This window comes from Empedobacter sp. UBA7252, from assembly GCF_002472765.1.
GTDB classification, from domain to species: domain Bacteria; phylum Bacteroidota; class Bacteroidia; order Flavobacteriales; family Weeksellaceae; genus Empedobacter; species Empedobacter falsenii_B.
In genome coordinates, this window is sequence record NZ_DKSQ01000112.1 from 1 (window position 1) to 15541 (window position 15541).

Genomic DNA, 15541 nt, shown 5'->3' on the forward strand with positions numbered 1-15541 from the left:
TCAAAATGCACAACGGGTATTATTTATTAGAAAATCATGAAAATTTGAAAGATTTAAAATACTTATACAAATCTTTCTTTAAATATAAAACTCCTTTAAAATATGGAAAATTAACCCATAACTCAATAAATTGGTATAAGACTCTTATTGATAGTTATGATTCTGACAATTATGATTTAAAATATAATGAAATAGTTAATAAATTAAACAAATTTTATATAACTGCTTCTGGTAATCCAAGAAAATATATTGATAATACTATTGATTTATTTAAAGAATTATTAGACAAAGAAATTATAAATTTAGACAAGAAGACTATTTCTTAATATATTATATAAAATTCACTAAAAAAAAGCTCCCTTGCAGGAGCTTTAGTTTTTATGCAACGTTATTTATATATTCTTTTTCGAGGATACCATCTACTATTTTTTCAACCTTATCGATGTTTGCTTTTAGTAATTCGTTATCTTCTATTTGTTCTATTTCGTGGAACTGCACATGTTTGTTAAACTCTTGCAGTTTGGCGTAATAACGTTTTAATTCTGCTTTGTTGAACAAGTTTCCATTCTTTACATAAATCACATGTATTTTTGATTTGATGTATTGCGAAACTTGCAATATATCGCCTCTATTGCGTGATATATCTATCGAATAGAAAATAGATTTCAGGTATTCGCTTTTAGCTGTTGGCTCTTTTACTAACCAATCTGTTGTTTTAAGACTTGCTGCTATCGGAATAATATTCAGCACCTTATTCGGGAACAAACATGCCATTTCCCACGCTAATCCTCCGCCTAAGTCTGCACCAATAATGGCAAAAATCTCGTCTACTTCCAATTCAAATAACGTCAACCAAAACAACACCGCTACATCGCGTGCTGTAATGTGATCGCGTGGTATATAGTCGTACTTTATGGTTTGGGAAACGCCATTTCCAGGAATATCTATACAGATTACCGTATACTCATTAAGATCAATTGCTTTGTTTTTTCCCATGACCCCATCCCAATGATAGGTACAATCTGAATCTCCGTGTAAGGAATGGTTAATCAAAATGACTGGAGCTGTTCCTAATGGAAGTCCAAAAAGTTGAAATGTTACCGAAACATTGTTTAAGATTGTGTTGTCCTCTAAGGGCCAAACTGGGATCGTTAATTGTTGTAAACTTTGCATTGTTTTTAATTTTATATTGGTAATTGTTGTTTTTGTTCAAAAAAAATCCCCATCGAAACTCGACGGGGAAACCTAAAATATATTAAAAAATAAAATCTCTTTTTAGTATACATGACTTTCCCACGTCTGGATATTCCAAACCTGTTTGCGAATCGACATATATAAGCACGTAAACTTCATTTTTTAATTACTTTGTTACTCAAATGTATAAAATAATTTTCGGCAAACAATTAAATTTATCTTAATTATTTGTAAAATTTTCAAAATCTTGATTTTTAATAGCGAAGTCGTCACCCTAAACTCGTTTCATGGTCGCATCTAATTCAGAACATAAAATTTATAACCACATAGAGAGATAGGTTTAACAATGTTGATGAATAGAGATAAATTGGAAAATGAATAAATGAACTAGTATTACGATGTATCTATATGGTAGAATATAAAAAAACAAATCAAGCAATTATTCAAAACTTTATTATCGAAACAATATCCAATTTAGAATAAAATTCTAAGTGATCATTTTAAAATAAAATTATTAGAAAAGATTACTACATATTCAATTTTTTATGTAGTTTTACACCGTATTTCGAATCGTAGAAAACGATACCAACCGAGAGGAGTCTCCACGGTGGTAAAACAATACGGGAGTTCATCCAAAAACAACGAAAAATCCCCTATTATCGAAATACAATAATTGTTTTATTTTAACTATTTATTGTATGTCACAAAACATTTCTGAGCTTAATTTAGCTCCTATATCAGATGAAAAATTGGTCGATTTTATCAATCAACAATTGCCTATTAAAGTTCCTGCGCTAAAAGATCATATTATTGAAGAATTCAAGAAAAGAGGTTTGGATTATCGCCATCTATACAATGTAAAAACAGATGAATTGAATATCAAACTTCCGCTTAGTTTGATTGATGGTTGCTTGTTCGAGCGTAATATTCCCAAACCGCCTTTGGTAGGTAATTTCTACGCTGTTGTACATAGATTGAGAAACTTTTTGCAACATAGCAAAGAATTGAACGGAAAACGCCTTAAAACGTTTCATTATATCTTCGATCAACTTTATTTACCTTATGAATTGATTGATATTATTTCGGAAGATGATGTCAAAAATCTAACTGAAGATGATGTATTTATTACCTTCAAAAACTCGAAACAACATTTCCCGAACAATAAGATTATCAATAAAATTCCGAAAAATAATTTATTGATTACTGTTGACAAAGGGAATTATTACCGCGGTTTGGATAAAGTAATTTTGTCACATCAAAATACGATTATCAAAGAAGAAAACTTGAATAACGTAACTGCATAACTGAAATTGCTTTCGACAAATCTCTATATTTGTTGAAAGCAATTTTATATGACGCCAGAAAAAAGAGAATTAGTAGAGGTAAGTTTTAATCGTTCAGAAACCTTAAAATTTTATAACGCATCACTTATCGAATGCGAAACGGACTATGTTTCGATTAAGATTCCAAAACAAGAAATGATGACACGTAAGCACGGAATGTTTAATGGTGCTATGATTGCTTCTTTGGTTGATGTTTCATCTGGTTATGCTGCTGTTTCTCACTATGACGACGATTGTTATGTGGTAACAGTTGAGTTAAAGGTGAATTATTTACGACCTGCTTTGGGTGATTATTTACTATCAAAAGCCTATGTGATAAAAGGCGGAAAAAAGATAAGCACCATACGCACAGAGATTTTTGTGGTTGACGAAACGACGAACAAAGAAACGCATGTGGCTACTTCTTTGGTGACTATGATGAGAATAAAATAAAGATATAATTTGTCTCAACTTTTGAATAAATGACCACATAGAGACATAGAAATAGATGTTTATTTTGATATAGAAATCAGTAGTATAATTCTACCTTTTTTATATGAAAAAACCGTCATTTCGAGTGAAATTCTGTAAGAATTTTGTGTCAAGAAAAAGGTTTTTTGAAAGAAAAGAATAATAACTAATTGAAGGAAATAATTTACTTATAGCGCAATTAATTAAATCAATTCGTCTTGATGTTTTCTTCTGTTTAGTTGGTTTACTTTTATAAAAAATCGCAGAATGAAAATATAAGAATTACAATTGTTTACAAATGATTTAGAAAAAACGAAATCATTTTATACAACTATTCTAGCTTTTGAGTTAATTGAAGAAACCGATAATCAGTTTAGTTTACAAGTTGGTTGGACAAGATTAACTTTTGTAAAACGAATGAAGAATATATTTAGCTTATGAGAACTAAGCAGAATTTGATCAACATTCTATTTTTGGAATTTCTGAAATTGGTTTACCTACAACTTATATTGAAGCAACTAATCATATATTATAATAGAAAACAACATCTAAATTCTGAAAAGGAGATTTTGATACTTTTGGTACTAATGGCTCAGATGAAGGGAAAATATTATTACTAAATTATTTTATTAAAACAACTTAGTTTCCTACAACTGATAAATAATTCCTGCTCCATTTACAGCTATTTTGGAAAATGAAAATCATTATTCAAAAGTAATTTTAGATAATAATAAATTAAATATATCTAATCTTGCCATTTTATAAAAAATAAGCATTGAATAAAAAGTGATATCTTTAGGGTAAAAAAAAATGGGATTGTAACTTTGCATTCTAAATATCTAAAAAATGGTAAATTTTATATTAATCGCAGTCTGCATAATCGCCGGAATGGTGTTTAAAGCAACAAAATCTATACATCCTGATGCACATAAAGGGATCAATACATGGATTTTATATTTAGCTTTACCAGCAGTCTCGTTTAAGTATTTACCAAAAGTAGAATGGTCGCAAGAAATGCTATTCCCTATCTTTTCGACTGTCATTATTGCCGTTGGAAGTTTATTTTACATGAAATTCTACAGCAAAGCAAAAGGCTATTCGGAGCGTTCGAGAAGAACATTGGAATTGGCAAGCGGCTATAGCAATACCTCTTTTATTGGTTTCCCTTTGATCTCAGCATTTTATGGAGAAAAATATTTAAGTATTGCGATTATTTGTGATCAAACCATGTTTTTGTGCTTATCAACCATCGGAATAGTTTCTGCATTAAAAGGAGGAAGTAATGGATCTGGAGCAATAGATTCTAAATTTATCTTGAAAAGATTATTTACTTTCCCCCCATTTTTGGGTTGTATCAGTGCATTGATTTTATCTCAATTTATCGACTTATCTCCTGCCGAACCATTCTTCGATAAATTAGCTGCAACTGTAGGTCCGTTGGCTTTATTTTCAGTTGGACTGCAATTAAAGTTTAATGGTTGGAGAAAATTATGGTCACAAATTTCGATGTCTATGGTTTACAAATTAATGATAGCGCCTGCAGTTGTAATGCTTTTAGCCATCGTAATTGGGATAAAAGGTGATGTGGCTAAAATCTCTATTTTTGAAGCTGCAATGCCTACATTAGTAACATCGAGTATTATTGCGGAACAATTTAAACTCAACACCAAACTAACCAATTTGATTATTGGAATCAGTATTATTATAGGCTTTTTTACAGCTGCTTTTTGGTATGAAATGATACAGTTGTTTATTCAGTAGATTTCTTATTATGTTTTTTTTAAAATTGTATCGAGAATTAAGATGAATTTTATCTTCTAAAACCTTATTCTCGATACAAAATTCTAAAAATAATTTCACTCGAATTAATGGTTTTATTTCAATACTTCTTTTAAAAACAATAATGTATGTTGCCACGCTCTATCTGCCATTACTTTATTGTAATCTGGTGATTCTGGATTGGTAAATGTATGTTTTGAATTTGCGTAAGTAATCATTTGCCAATCTGTTTTTCCTTCGTTCATTTCAAGTACCAAATTCGAAATATCTTCAGGTTTTACAGATTCGTCATCAGCTGGATGTTCTACTAAAACTTTTGTTTTAAGAGGGATATTTTTTCGAGCCAAATCTTTTGCTAATCCACCATGAATAGAAACAACGCCAACAATAGGTAATTGCGCACGAGCAGCTTCTAATGCGCCTGTTCCTCCAAAACAATAACCAATTACAGCAATTTTGCTTGGATCTGCACCAGCTTTGATTAACTCTTTCAACGCCAAATCAATTCGTTTTTGATAAGCTGCAAAATCAGACTTGTATTTTCCTGCTATTTTAGCCGCTTCCGCATTATCTTTCGGATTGCTTCCTTCTCCATAAATATCTGCAACAAACGCAATATAACCTTCTTTTGCTAAATCTATTGCAGCTTGTTTTGCTTCGTTATCAGCTCCTTTCCAAGCAGGTAAAATCAAAACTCCTGGACTTTTCTTTGTTGTATTATCGGTTACTAAACCATTCAATTTTTGTAAGCCATCTTTGTAAGCAACTTGTTTTAGGTTTTGCGCATGTGTCGTATTCATCATCAATACAATTAAAAATAAACATTGAATTACATTTTTCATCTACTAAAAAATTTAAAACATTAAGATAAAAAGAACTAATTTTATATCGGATATTGAATTGAATTTTTAACACAATTAGTATGGAACTTATTACATTAAAAACATTTGAAAGCCCTATTGAAGCACATATTTTACGTTCAAAATTAGAGAGTGAACAAATTGATGCTTTTGTTATTGATGAACATTCGGTTGGGATGAATCAGTTTTTGTCGAATGCCATTGGTGGCGTGAAAGTAAAAATTAAGAAAGAAGATACTGATCGTGCTATGAAAGTTTTAGAAGAAATTGATACTTCAAATTATACCAATGATTTGGATGAAATTCTTGTTTGCCCTAAGTGTGAAAGTAATGAGTATTACAGCAATTACAAGTCAATGAAAGGTGGAAAAGGTTTACTTTCTTTATTATCTTCTATCATATTTTGGGTTTACCCAATTTACTACAAAAACGTGTTCAAATGCAAGAAGTGTGGTGAAGAATTTAATAGTTTACAATAAAAAAAGAACGACAATTTCTTGCCGTTCTTTATGAACAAAAATATATGATTTTTATTGATTAAATTGTCCAACGCAATAAGCTTGCTCCCCAAGAGAAACCTGCTCCAAAGGCTGTCAACATCAATAAATCTCCTTTCTTTAATTTTGATGCATTTTCCCAAATACATAACGGAATTGTCGCTGCAATTGTGTTTCCGTAATTCTCAATATTGATTAAAGTTTTACCTTCTTCAATATTAATTTCATTACCAACAGCGTCAATAATTCGTTTATTCGCTTGATGCGGAACCAACCAATTTACATCTTCTACAGAAAAATCATTGCGTTTCAAAACATTGACACACGTATCACTCATTGATTGAATTGCATTTTTGAATACAATTTTTCCATCTTGTCTAATGTAACGCTTCTCATCAACCAACAACTGTGAACTCGCTGGATACAAAGAACCACCTCCTTCTATATTCAAGAATTCTTTTCCAGTTCCATTACTCTGTAACAAAGCATCCAAAATTCCTTCTTCATTTGTAGGCTCTAACCAAACTACTCCAGCTCCATCTCCAAACAAAATATTTGTCGAACGATCTTTGATGTCTACATACGCACTAATTTTATCAGCACCAATGACCAAAACATTTTTGTAACGTTTGCTTTCAACCAATGAAGCACCCATGTCCAACGCGTATAAAAATCCAGAACAAGCTGCATTCATATCAAATGCCCAAACATTCTCTATTCCTAACTTTTCGCACACAATATTCGCAGTAGCAGGCATCAACATATCTGGTGTAGAAGTCGCAACAATCAACGCATCAACATCTTTGATGTCTTTTTTGTATGTATCAATTAAATTCTGAATTGCACTAACCGCCATATCAGAAGTCGCTAAACCTTCCTCTAAAATACGACGTTCTTTAATTCCCGTTCTTTTTACAATCCATTCATCAGAAGTGTCTGTAATCTTTTCTAAATCGAAATTAGTTCGTTTATTCTCTGGCACATAACCACCGATTGCTGAAATATGTGCAAATATTTTTTTTGTAAAATCTACCACCATAAAATTCTTTTCATTCAAATTTCATGTATCGATTATCTACTAAAAGACGCATCAATTAAAATTTGAGCAACAAAGGTCTATCCATTTTAACAAATTAGTTAGCAAAATAAACGTAATAATATGTCAGAAAGACGTTTTTAGAAAGTTTTCACATTTACATTGATTTACATCAATTATTAATTAGAAGCTATGAAAGTTCTTGGAGAAACACCGGCATAATTTTTGAAAAATTTACTAAAAACTGAGGTATCTATAAAATTTAATTCTGTCACAACATCAGAAACACTATTTTTTGGGTTCTTTAGCAAGACTTTTGCCTCTAATACAATGGCTTCAGCAATGATTTGTTTGGGTGATTTATTAAAGACTTCGACAATAATTTTAGTCAAATGTTTACGACTAATAAACATTTCATCTGCATAAAATTGTACATTACGCTGACGACGAAAATGAGTTGAAACTAAATACAAAAACTGCTTAGCCAATTCCTCCTTTCTGACTTCTTTCGTTGTACTTTTTGCCGTTACAGCTTGGTTGTAGTAATTTCCCATCTCATACATCAACACTGAAAAGTGATGTAAAACCAAATCTTTTGCAAAGATATTTTCATTCTTGATGGTATATTTACTAATCTTATTCAGATTGTAGCGCATATCACGTACAATCTTTTTATCTAAAGAAATGATTTTAGGATATTTGGACGATAAAAATTCTACTAAATTATTGGATTTCACGTGAAAACCAGCTTCAATAATCAGATCTGAATCAATGAAGATTGCTTGAACAGCAAAATCAGCCGAATGCTCTATAATCTCGAACAACTGACCTGGAAGAACCACAATAATATCGTCACGTTTGATTAATGTTGGTTCTAAATTCACCGTGATTTCACATGTTCCTGCTGTGATTAAAATCAACCCAAGCGACGTAAACTTATAAGGTTTTCGTTTTACAAAATAATAATTGTTCTCAGGACCTACGTCAAAGATTGCTAACCGACGATCAGTTGCTTCTTCTTTGTAAGTTCTTAAAATATTATCAATTGAATAAAGTTGAATATAATCACTCATTTTTAGCTTTTATTTTTTCAAATACAATGTTAAAAGATTTTTTTGACAAGTAAAAACATAAATGCGTCTTTTTAACAAAATCTTACGTCATTTTGGTATATCTAATAACCTCTTTCTAATGAAACTTCATTCAATAAAGCTTCGTTATTTTTCATTCTGTTATAGTTATCTGCAACTTGTTTTAGAGCAGTTGTTGCATTTGTAACACTCGCAATATGAGGTGTTACATAAATATTTTCATTCGTCCAAAAAGGGTGATTTTCAGGTAAAGGTTCTTCTACAAAAACATCTAAATAAGCCTCTTTTATTTGTTTTTCTTCGATTGCAATTAATAAATCCTTTTCGACCAAATGTGCTCCACGACCAACATTCACCAAAACTGTATGATCTGAACATTCTTTAAAAAAGTCTTTATTCAAAATACCTTCTGTATCATCTGTCAAAGGCAAAATATTGACAATAAAATTAGTTTTAGAAATCGCAGCATTCAAGCCTTCTTTTCCAGAAAAAGATTCTACTCCATTTATATTTTTTGGCGAATTCGACCAACCTTTGACTTGAAAACCTAACGCAACAAATTGCTCTGCTACTAACTTTCCGATTTCACCTAATCCTAAAATAGTAATAGTTGTTTCCTTGATATTTTGATAAGTAGTAGGCTTCCACTCTTTACGAACTTGATCTTTATAATACGTCAATAGATTTTTCATTGAAGTCATAACACAAGCCAAAACATGCTCAAACATTTCTTGCTTCAAAGCAGGATCAACAATACGTGTTACCTTTATTGAATCTGGAATTTTGGTATGCAACAAATGGTCAATTCCTGCTCCAACTGATTGTACAACTTTTAGATTTGGAAATTCAGTCACATAATTTTTGTGCGGTTTCCAAGTTGCAATAAATTCTACATCTTTTGGATTTGAGATATTTGGATAAACTTCAACTTTCGTATCTGGCAACAATTCTTGTAAATTTCTTTGCCATTCTTCTGTTGGTTTTTGATTGAATATTAAGGCTACACTCATAATTGTTTACTTTTAAAACAAATGTAAATAACTCTAAATTAATCACACATTAAATTTGACGATTTGTCAGATTTCTTACATTTGGATTAGAATTTGAAAGAGTTCAAACAAATATATTTTAACTAAAAAAATACACCATAAATGGCAAATCCGTTATTAGAAAAATTTGAAACACCTTTTGAAAGTGCTCCTTTTTCTAAAATCAAAATTGAAGATTACAAACCTGCTTTTATCCAAGCAATTGAAGAAGCAAAAGCAGAAATAGATGCAATTACTGCGAATCCTGAAGCGCCAAATTTTGCAAATACAATTGAAGCAATGGAACTTTCGGGTGAAAAATTAGGACGTATTTCTTCTATTTTCTTCAACCTTAATTCTGCTGAAACGAATGATGAAATTCAAGAAATTGCGCAAGAAGTTTCCCCTTTATTATCTGAATTTGGAAATGATGTTCGCTTAAATCAAGATTTATTTGAACGAATTAAAGTCGTTTATAATCAAAAGGATTCGTTGAATTTAACAGATGAACAAGCTTATTTATTAGAAAAAAAATACAAAGGTTTTTCAAGAAATGGGGCAAATTTGAACGAAGAAGACAAAAATAAATTACGCGAAATAGACAAGCAATTGGCTATGCTTTCTTTGCAATTTGGACAAAATGTTTTGGCTGAAACTAATGCATACGAATTGATTATCACAGATGAAAATGATTTAAAAGGTTTGCCTCAATATGCTATTGATCAAGCAAAAGCTGATGCTGAACAAAAAAATCACGAAGGTTGGTTGATTACGTTACAAGCACCAAGCTATATTCCGTTTATGCAATACGCAGAAAATCGTGAATTAAGAGAAAAATTGTTTAGAGCAAATGGAGTAAAAGCCTATCAAAATAATGAATTTAACAACGAAGAAAATGTCAAAAATATCGTAAAACTTCGTCACGAACGTGCTAAAATATTAGGTTATAAAACGCATGCTGATTATGTTTTGGAAGAACGTATGGCAAAAACACCAACGACTGTTTTAGATTTCTTGAATGATTTATTAACGAAAGCAAAACCGTTTGCAGAAAAAGAAATTGAGGAATTAACTGCATTTGCAAAAGAAACTGATGGGATTGAAACATTGCAACGTTGGGATCATGCGTATTATGCTGAAAAATTAAAACAGAAAAAATTCAGTCTTTCTGACGAAGAATTGAAACCTTATTTTCAGTTAGAAAATGTGATTCAAGGAGCTTTTGATGTCGCAACAAAATTGTATGGAATTACATTTAAAGAAATTCATAAAATTGATAAATACAACGATGAAGTAACAACTTATGAAGTTCTAGATAAAAATGGTGCGTTCTTAAGTTTATTGTATGCAGACTTTTTCCCGCGCGCAGGAAAACGCCCTGGTGCTTGGATGACAAGTTATAGAGATGCTTCTAATGTGAATGGAAACACCAAACGTCCGCACATTTCGATTGTTTGTAATTTTACAAAACCAACGAAAGACACGCCGTCATTATTGACATTTCAGGAAGTGACAACATTGTTCCACGAATTTGGACATGCGCTACACGGAATGTTACCAAATACAACGTACGAAAGTCTTTCTGGAACAAATGTTTATTGGGATTTTGTTGAATTACCCTCTCAATTTTACGAAAACTTTTGTTACGAACCAGAAGCTTTAAAATTATTTGCAAAACATTATCAAACAGGAGAAATTATTCCGCAAGAATTAATTGAAAAAGTAAAAGCTTCTTCAAGTTTTATGGAAGGTTATCAAACTGTTCGTCAATTGAGTTTTGGATTATTGGATATGGCTTATCATGCGAATGATTTGGCTGAAATTAATGATTTACAACAATTTGAAAAAGAAACTTTTAAACGAACAGAGTTGTATCCAGAAATTGATAAAAATATGATGAGTACATCCTTCTCACATATTTTTCAAGGTGGATATTCATCTGGTTATTATTCATATAAATGGGCCGAAGTTTTGGATGCAGATGCCTTTGCATTTTTCCAAGAAACTGGAATTTTCAATCCAGAAAAAGCTCAAAAATTCTATAAACTTTTATCATCTGGTGGAACTGTAGAACCGATGAAACTGTACGAAGAATTTAGAGGTCATAAACCAACAGCAGACGCTTTGTTAAAGCGCGCTGGATTAATATAAACTGAAAATCCGACTACTTAAAAGTAGTCGGATTTTTTTATAATACTATTGTTTACTTAATGCAAACTTTCTTCGTGTTGCGACAAATCTAAGCCTTCGAACTCCGCTCTATCACTCACGCGTAAGTGAATCATTTTATCCGTAATATAAAATAAAGCAATCGCACCTAAAAAAGTAAATAACGAAACGAGCAACAAAGCAATCATATGATGTGCAAACACATATACCCCGCCATGTAATAAGCTTGCATTTTCTCCATGTGCAAAAATAGCTGTCAAAATCATTCCCATGATTCCTCCGACTCCATGACATGCAAAAACATCTAGAGTATCGTCAACTCTTTTTAACACTTTCCAATGAACCATTACATTTGAGACAATAGCTGTTATAAAGCCAAAAAATATACTTTCAGGAATTGTAACAAACCCACAAGCTGGAGTGATTGCTACTAATCCAACTACAGCCCCTATACACGCTCCCATAGCAGTAACGCTGCGACCATTAATTCTATCAAAAAGTATCCATGTCATCATTCCAGAAGCAGAAGCAATTGTTGTTGTTCCGAAAGCTAGTGCTGCTGTGGCATTTGCTCCCAAAGCTGAACCAGCATTGAAACCAAACCATCCGAACCATAACATTCCTGTTCCGAGCATAACAAATGGAATATTTGCAGGTTTGTGTTCTCTGTTTTTACGTTTACCTATCACCAAAGCACCTGCCAATGCTGCAAATCCAGCACTCATATGAACAACAGTTCCTCCAGCGAAATCTTTTACTCCAAAATATTTATTCAATAAACCTTCTGGATGCCAAACCATATGACAAAGCGGTGTGTAAATGATTAAGCTAAATAAAATCATAAACAATAAATATGAAATGAAACGTACTCTTTCAGCAAAAGAACCAGTTACAAGCGCTGGTGTAATGACTGCAAATTTCATTTGAAACAATGCAAATAAGACAAATGGAATTGTAGATGCCATGTCTTTATGTGGAAATGCTCCAACATGACTAAAAAATGGGTAACTTAAAGGATTACCAATAATTCCGTAATGTTCTCCATTTATTGTAAAACCAATTGATTCACCAAAAGACAGTGAAAACCCAACTACAACCCACAAAATCGAAATCACACCTAAGGCAATAAAACTTTGCAACATGGTAGAAATAACATTTCGTTTCCCCACCATTCCTCCATAAAAAAATGATAAACCTGGCGTCATCAATAACACCAATCCTGCAGCTGCTAAAATCCAGGCGACATCTGAATTTACAATATTTTCTTCGCTAAGGAATTCTCCTGTATTTGGAATATCTACAACTGGTTTCCAAAATAATCCAGCGAATGCAACTAGCGTTATAATTGCAAAAGCTACTTTCCATTTTAATCCGACTTTCATAAGTTTTTAATTTTAACCCTATCAAAATTAGATTATTTTTAAATAAAATCATTTATTTTCAATTACACCCTATAAAAATTAGGGGTTAAAATATTAATTTTACATTTTAAACATAATTATCCTATGTAAATTCATAAAAAAAGATTCCTTTTTTGGAATCTTTTTATCATTTTATCAATTTGATTATTTAGTTTTTCTAAATTCTATCTGAAATCTTCAATTATGTTAAATCCTGAATAATTTTTTGAAAAGCTTTTCTTGGACTTCCATCATAATAAACTTCTCCACAATAATGATAACCTAACTTTTCAAAAACACGCAACATTCCAATATTATCAAAGTTGGTATCAACTTTTATAGTATGTATGTTTTTTGAAATTGCAACCTTCTCGATTTCGGTCATTGCCCAAGTTCCCAAACCTTTCATCTTAACATCTTGTGCAACAGCCAATCGATGTATGACAATATATAGATCATCATTCAGCCATTTTCCTTCAATTGCTGTATAAGCAGGTTCTATCTCATCAATAATTGCAACATATCCAATGATTAGATTATTATCATTCTCAATTATATAACCAAAACCATTTGAGATATCATTTTTTACAACGTCTAGATTTGGATAACCATTTTGCCATTGATTACTTCCCTCCTCTTTTCTTTTCTCAACTGCTTGTTGCAAAATTTCCCAAATTCTATCTGCATCATTCAAAATAGCTTGACGTATATTTAATCCAGTCTCCATATCTTATTTTTATTTTCAATATAGGAGATTTTCAAGTTAATCATAAATTTTTATTTTTAATTTTTCCCTAAATTGATAAAACTTATCAATGTCATACCAAAATTAAATTTCCACAAACTATAAAAAATGTAAAAAAATCTTGGCAACAAGTTATAGCAAGACTTATTATATTGAACATTTGTATATTTCAAAAGCAAATGAAAAGAAATGATGCAAATTATTCCAAGTAACCAGAGTGCAGCCTTTTTTGTTATTAATCGGTTTCGTGATTACTCTTCTCTATATTTCATTACAAATTGTAATGTATATCACATGTTTCAAAGCAGATGGTTTACCTTTTAAACTTTAGCGCACATTCAATCTATAACTCAAACGAAATTTTATCATTGTTTTTTTACTAGCGGGCGGAATTAGTTTTTTAGCTTATCTACACAAACAAATAAAAAAACAACAATTTGAAACAAATAAATTTAGGCAAGTTCTATTTATGGTTTTATTTGATTATTAACGGTTTTCAACATAGGTATATCCATCATTATTTATAGTATTTTCGTCAACAAATATTTTAATGATTTGTAGATATCATTAGTTATTTTGGGCATAATTTTAATTCTGGTTTATTTCTTTTACAGCTCATTTAAAAACAAAAAACAAATTCAATCAAATTATAGAGAATAAATTTCCAAAAATTGTAAAGAAATCAATCCAATTTTTGAAGCTTCTTTGGACAAAAAAATATAAATCTCACGATTCTAATTTCAACAATCATCGAAATTACTGGGATATTACATGTTTATTTTACAATGTTAGCGTTAGGTATTCGACCCATTTTTGATGCATTAGCTTTAGCTTATACGATTTCTGTTTTATTGATGATTATTCCGAAGTTTTTGAGAGGTTTGGGCGCTGTAGAATTTACTATGATGTATATTTTAACACAATTTGGTTATTATCATTACCAAAGATTAGTTACAAATTTATTGTACCGCGTTTTGAATTTTGACTGGCTTTAGGTTTTGGATGTTTGAGTTTTATATGGGTTGGAAGAAAAGTATTTACTCGAATTTTTTCCTGCTGTTATGATTTTTAAATTAGGAATGATTAATATAAATTTCAGTCATCACTTCTCCTCTTGCAGAAGGTTTACATTTTCAAAAATTATTTTTAACAACCGAATTTATGCATCTTTCAAAATTGATGATGCTATTTGTTGGAATTGCTTTATTGATTACTTATGTTATATCAACAAAGGATTAAAATCTGCATGGAATTTTGCTTAAATATTTGCAATACTATCATTTTTGGAAATATATTAGAAGCATTGGAGTAGAAGAAGATGGATTCGCATTTTTGACTATCTTTTTGTTAATTTAAAGCACAAAACAATACCCATTGAAAACAAATTGGGAAGTTTAATCAAAATCAAACAATGCGTAATTTCAAGGAAAAATTCACCAATTATTGGATCAATAAATACATATTTCTTTGAATGGTAATTATCACTTTGACCGAAATTATCAAAAGTAATTGAGAATATTACTAATCAAATAAAGTTAAATTAGAAAATATTGATTTACATAGTTACATCTTGTGAGATTCCGAACTATATTTTTTTTTAAATTTTCAAAAACTTGTTTTAACTTCTTAATTAATTATCCATAAAATAAGAATGAAACTAAATCGTAATATTTAGTTGAATGATTAAAAATTATCATAATACTTTCTGTATAAAATATAAAAAAACCTCAAGAAATAAATCTTGAGATTTAAATAAAAACTGGCAATGACCTACTCTCCCGCAATAGCAGTACCATCGGCACTGAAAGGCTTAACTTCTCTGTTCGGAATGGGAAGAGGTGAGCCCTTTCGTAATAATCACCCTAATATTTTTGTATTTTTAATCAGGTTTACATCCTAATCATTCGATAAAAAGCCTCAAGAATAATCTTGAGGCTTTTGATAAAAAC

The 15541-nt window shown here is 30.8% G+C and carries 15 protein-coding genes, 1 rRNA gene and 1 riboswitch; of the genes, 8 read left to right on the forward strand and 8 right to left on the reverse strand.

Annotated elements, in window-relative coordinates:
• On the forward strand, positions 1-326 hold a 326-nt coding region (locus B2X73_RS15205; protein WP_291064696.1), incomplete at its 5' end, for a hypothetical protein.
• 52 nt (positions 327-378) lie between these two features.
• Here B2X73_RS15205 and B2X73_RS15210 read toward each other — a convergent pair.
• Entirely contained in the window at positions 379-1173 is a 795-nt protein-coding gene (locus B2X73_RS15210; RefSeq protein ID WP_286496352.1) for an alpha/beta fold hydrolase, read from the reverse strand.
• A 576-nt stretch (positions 1174-1749) separates the two neighbouring features.
• A riboswitch (SAM-I-IV-variant riboswitch) is annotated at positions 1750-1844 on the forward strand.
• A gap of 48 nt (positions 1845-1892) precedes the next feature.
• Here B2X73_RS15210 and B2X73_RS15215 point away from each other — a divergent pair.
• The 4 genes from B2X73_RS15215 (at position 1893) to B2X73_RS15225 (ending at position 4748) form a co-directional block, all read left to right on the forward strand.
• The gene (locus B2X73_RS15215; protein WP_286496351.1) at positions 1893-2498 is read left to right on the forward strand and encodes a hypothetical protein; all 606 of its coding nucleotides are present in this window, start codon (positions 1893-1895) and stop codon (positions 2496-2498) included.
• 48 nt (positions 2499-2546) lie between these two features.
• Entirely contained in the window at positions 2547-2969 is a 423-nt protein-coding gene (locus tag B2X73_RS15220; protein WP_286484378.1) for a PaaI family thioesterase, read from the forward strand.
• 306 nt (positions 2970-3275) lie between these two features.
• Positions 3276-3428, forward strand: coding sequence for a VOC family protein (locus B2X73_RS15375; protein WP_291072344.1), 153 nt, complete (start codon positions 3276-3278; stop codon positions 3426-3428).
• 405 nt (positions 3429-3833) lie between these two features.
• The gene (locus tag B2X73_RS15225; RefSeq protein WP_286484376.1) at positions 3834-4748 is read left to right on the forward strand and encodes an AEC family transporter; all 915 of its coding nucleotides are present in this window, start codon (positions 3834-3836) and stop codon (positions 4746-4748) included.
• A gap of 113 nt (positions 4749-4861) precedes the next feature.
• On the opposite strand, the gene B2X73_RS15230 is transcribed toward B2X73_RS15225, so the two are convergent.
• On the reverse strand, positions 4862-5608 hold the full coding sequence (locus B2X73_RS15230; protein ID WP_286496350.1) for a dienelactone hydrolase family protein: 747 nt from the start codon (positions 5606-5608) through the stop codon (positions 4862-4864).
• 80 nt (positions 5609-5688) lie between these two features.
• On the opposite strand from B2X73_RS15230, the gene B2X73_RS15235 reads away from it, so the two are divergent.
• Entirely contained in the window at positions 5689-6105 is a 417-nt protein-coding gene (locus B2X73_RS15235) for a DUF2007 domain-containing protein (protein ID WP_286496349.1), read from the forward strand.
• A gap of 58 nt (positions 6106-6163) precedes the next feature.
• Here the strand turns inward: B2X73_RS15235 and B2X73_RS15240 are convergent, their stop codons facing one another.
• The 3 genes from B2X73_RS15240 to B2X73_RS15250 form a co-directional block, all read right to left on the reverse strand.
• The gene (locus B2X73_RS15240) at positions 6164-7162 is read right to left on the reverse strand and encodes a beta-ketoacyl-ACP synthase III (protein ID WP_286496348.1); all 999 of its coding nucleotides are present in this window, start codon (positions 7160-7162) and stop codon (positions 6164-6166) included.
• A 176-nt stretch (positions 7163-7338) separates the two neighbouring features.
• Complete coding sequence (locus B2X73_RS15245; protein WP_221856399.1) at positions 7339-8232, reverse strand: helix-turn-helix domain-containing protein; 894 nt, start codon at positions 8230-8232, stop codon at positions 7339-7341.
• A 101-nt stretch (positions 8233-8333) separates the two neighbouring features.
• Positions 8334-9260 (reverse strand): 2-hydroxyacid dehydrogenase, encoded by a 927-nt coding sequence (locus B2X73_RS15250; protein WP_286496347.1) that lies wholly within the window; start codon positions 9258-9260, stop codon positions 8334-8336.
• A gap of 141 nt (positions 9261-9401) precedes the next feature.
• Between B2X73_RS15250 and B2X73_RS15255 the strand changes: the two genes are divergently transcribed.
• Complete coding sequence (locus tag B2X73_RS15255; RefSeq protein WP_286496346.1) at positions 9402-11429, forward strand: M3 family metallopeptidase; 2028 nt, start codon at positions 9402-9404, stop codon at positions 11427-11429.
• Between the two features lie 56 nt (positions 11430-11485).
• On the opposite strand, the gene B2X73_RS15260 is transcribed toward B2X73_RS15255, so the two are convergent.
• Together B2X73_RS15260 and B2X73_RS15265 are read right to left on the reverse strand one after the other, a co-directional pair.
• Positions 11486-12829 carry an ammonium transporter gene (locus B2X73_RS15260; RefSeq protein ID WP_286496345.1) on the reverse strand — a complete coding sequence of 448 codons (1344 nt, stop codon included), beginning with the start codon at positions 12827-12829 and terminating at the stop codon, positions 11486-11488.
• A 220-nt stretch (positions 12830-13049) separates the two neighbouring features.
• Complete coding sequence (locus B2X73_RS15265; RefSeq protein WP_286496343.1) at positions 13050-13574, reverse strand: GNAT family N-acetyltransferase; 525 nt, start codon at positions 13572-13574, stop codon at positions 13050-13052.
• Positions 13575-14356: 782 nt separating this feature from the next.
• Here B2X73_RS15265 and B2X73_RS15270 point away from each other — a divergent pair.
• Positions 14357-14587 carry a hypothetical protein gene (locus B2X73_RS15270; protein WP_286496353.1) on the forward strand — a complete coding sequence of 77 codons (231 nt, stop codon included), beginning with the start codon at positions 14357-14359 and terminating at the stop codon, positions 14585-14587.
• Positions 14588-15349: 762 nt separating this feature from the next.
• Here the strand turns inward: B2X73_RS15270 and rrf are convergent.
• Positions 15350-15457: ribosomal RNA gene (gene rrf, locus B2X73_RS15275) — 5S ribosomal RNA — on the reverse strand.
• Positions 15458-15541 lie beyond the last annotated feature (84 nt).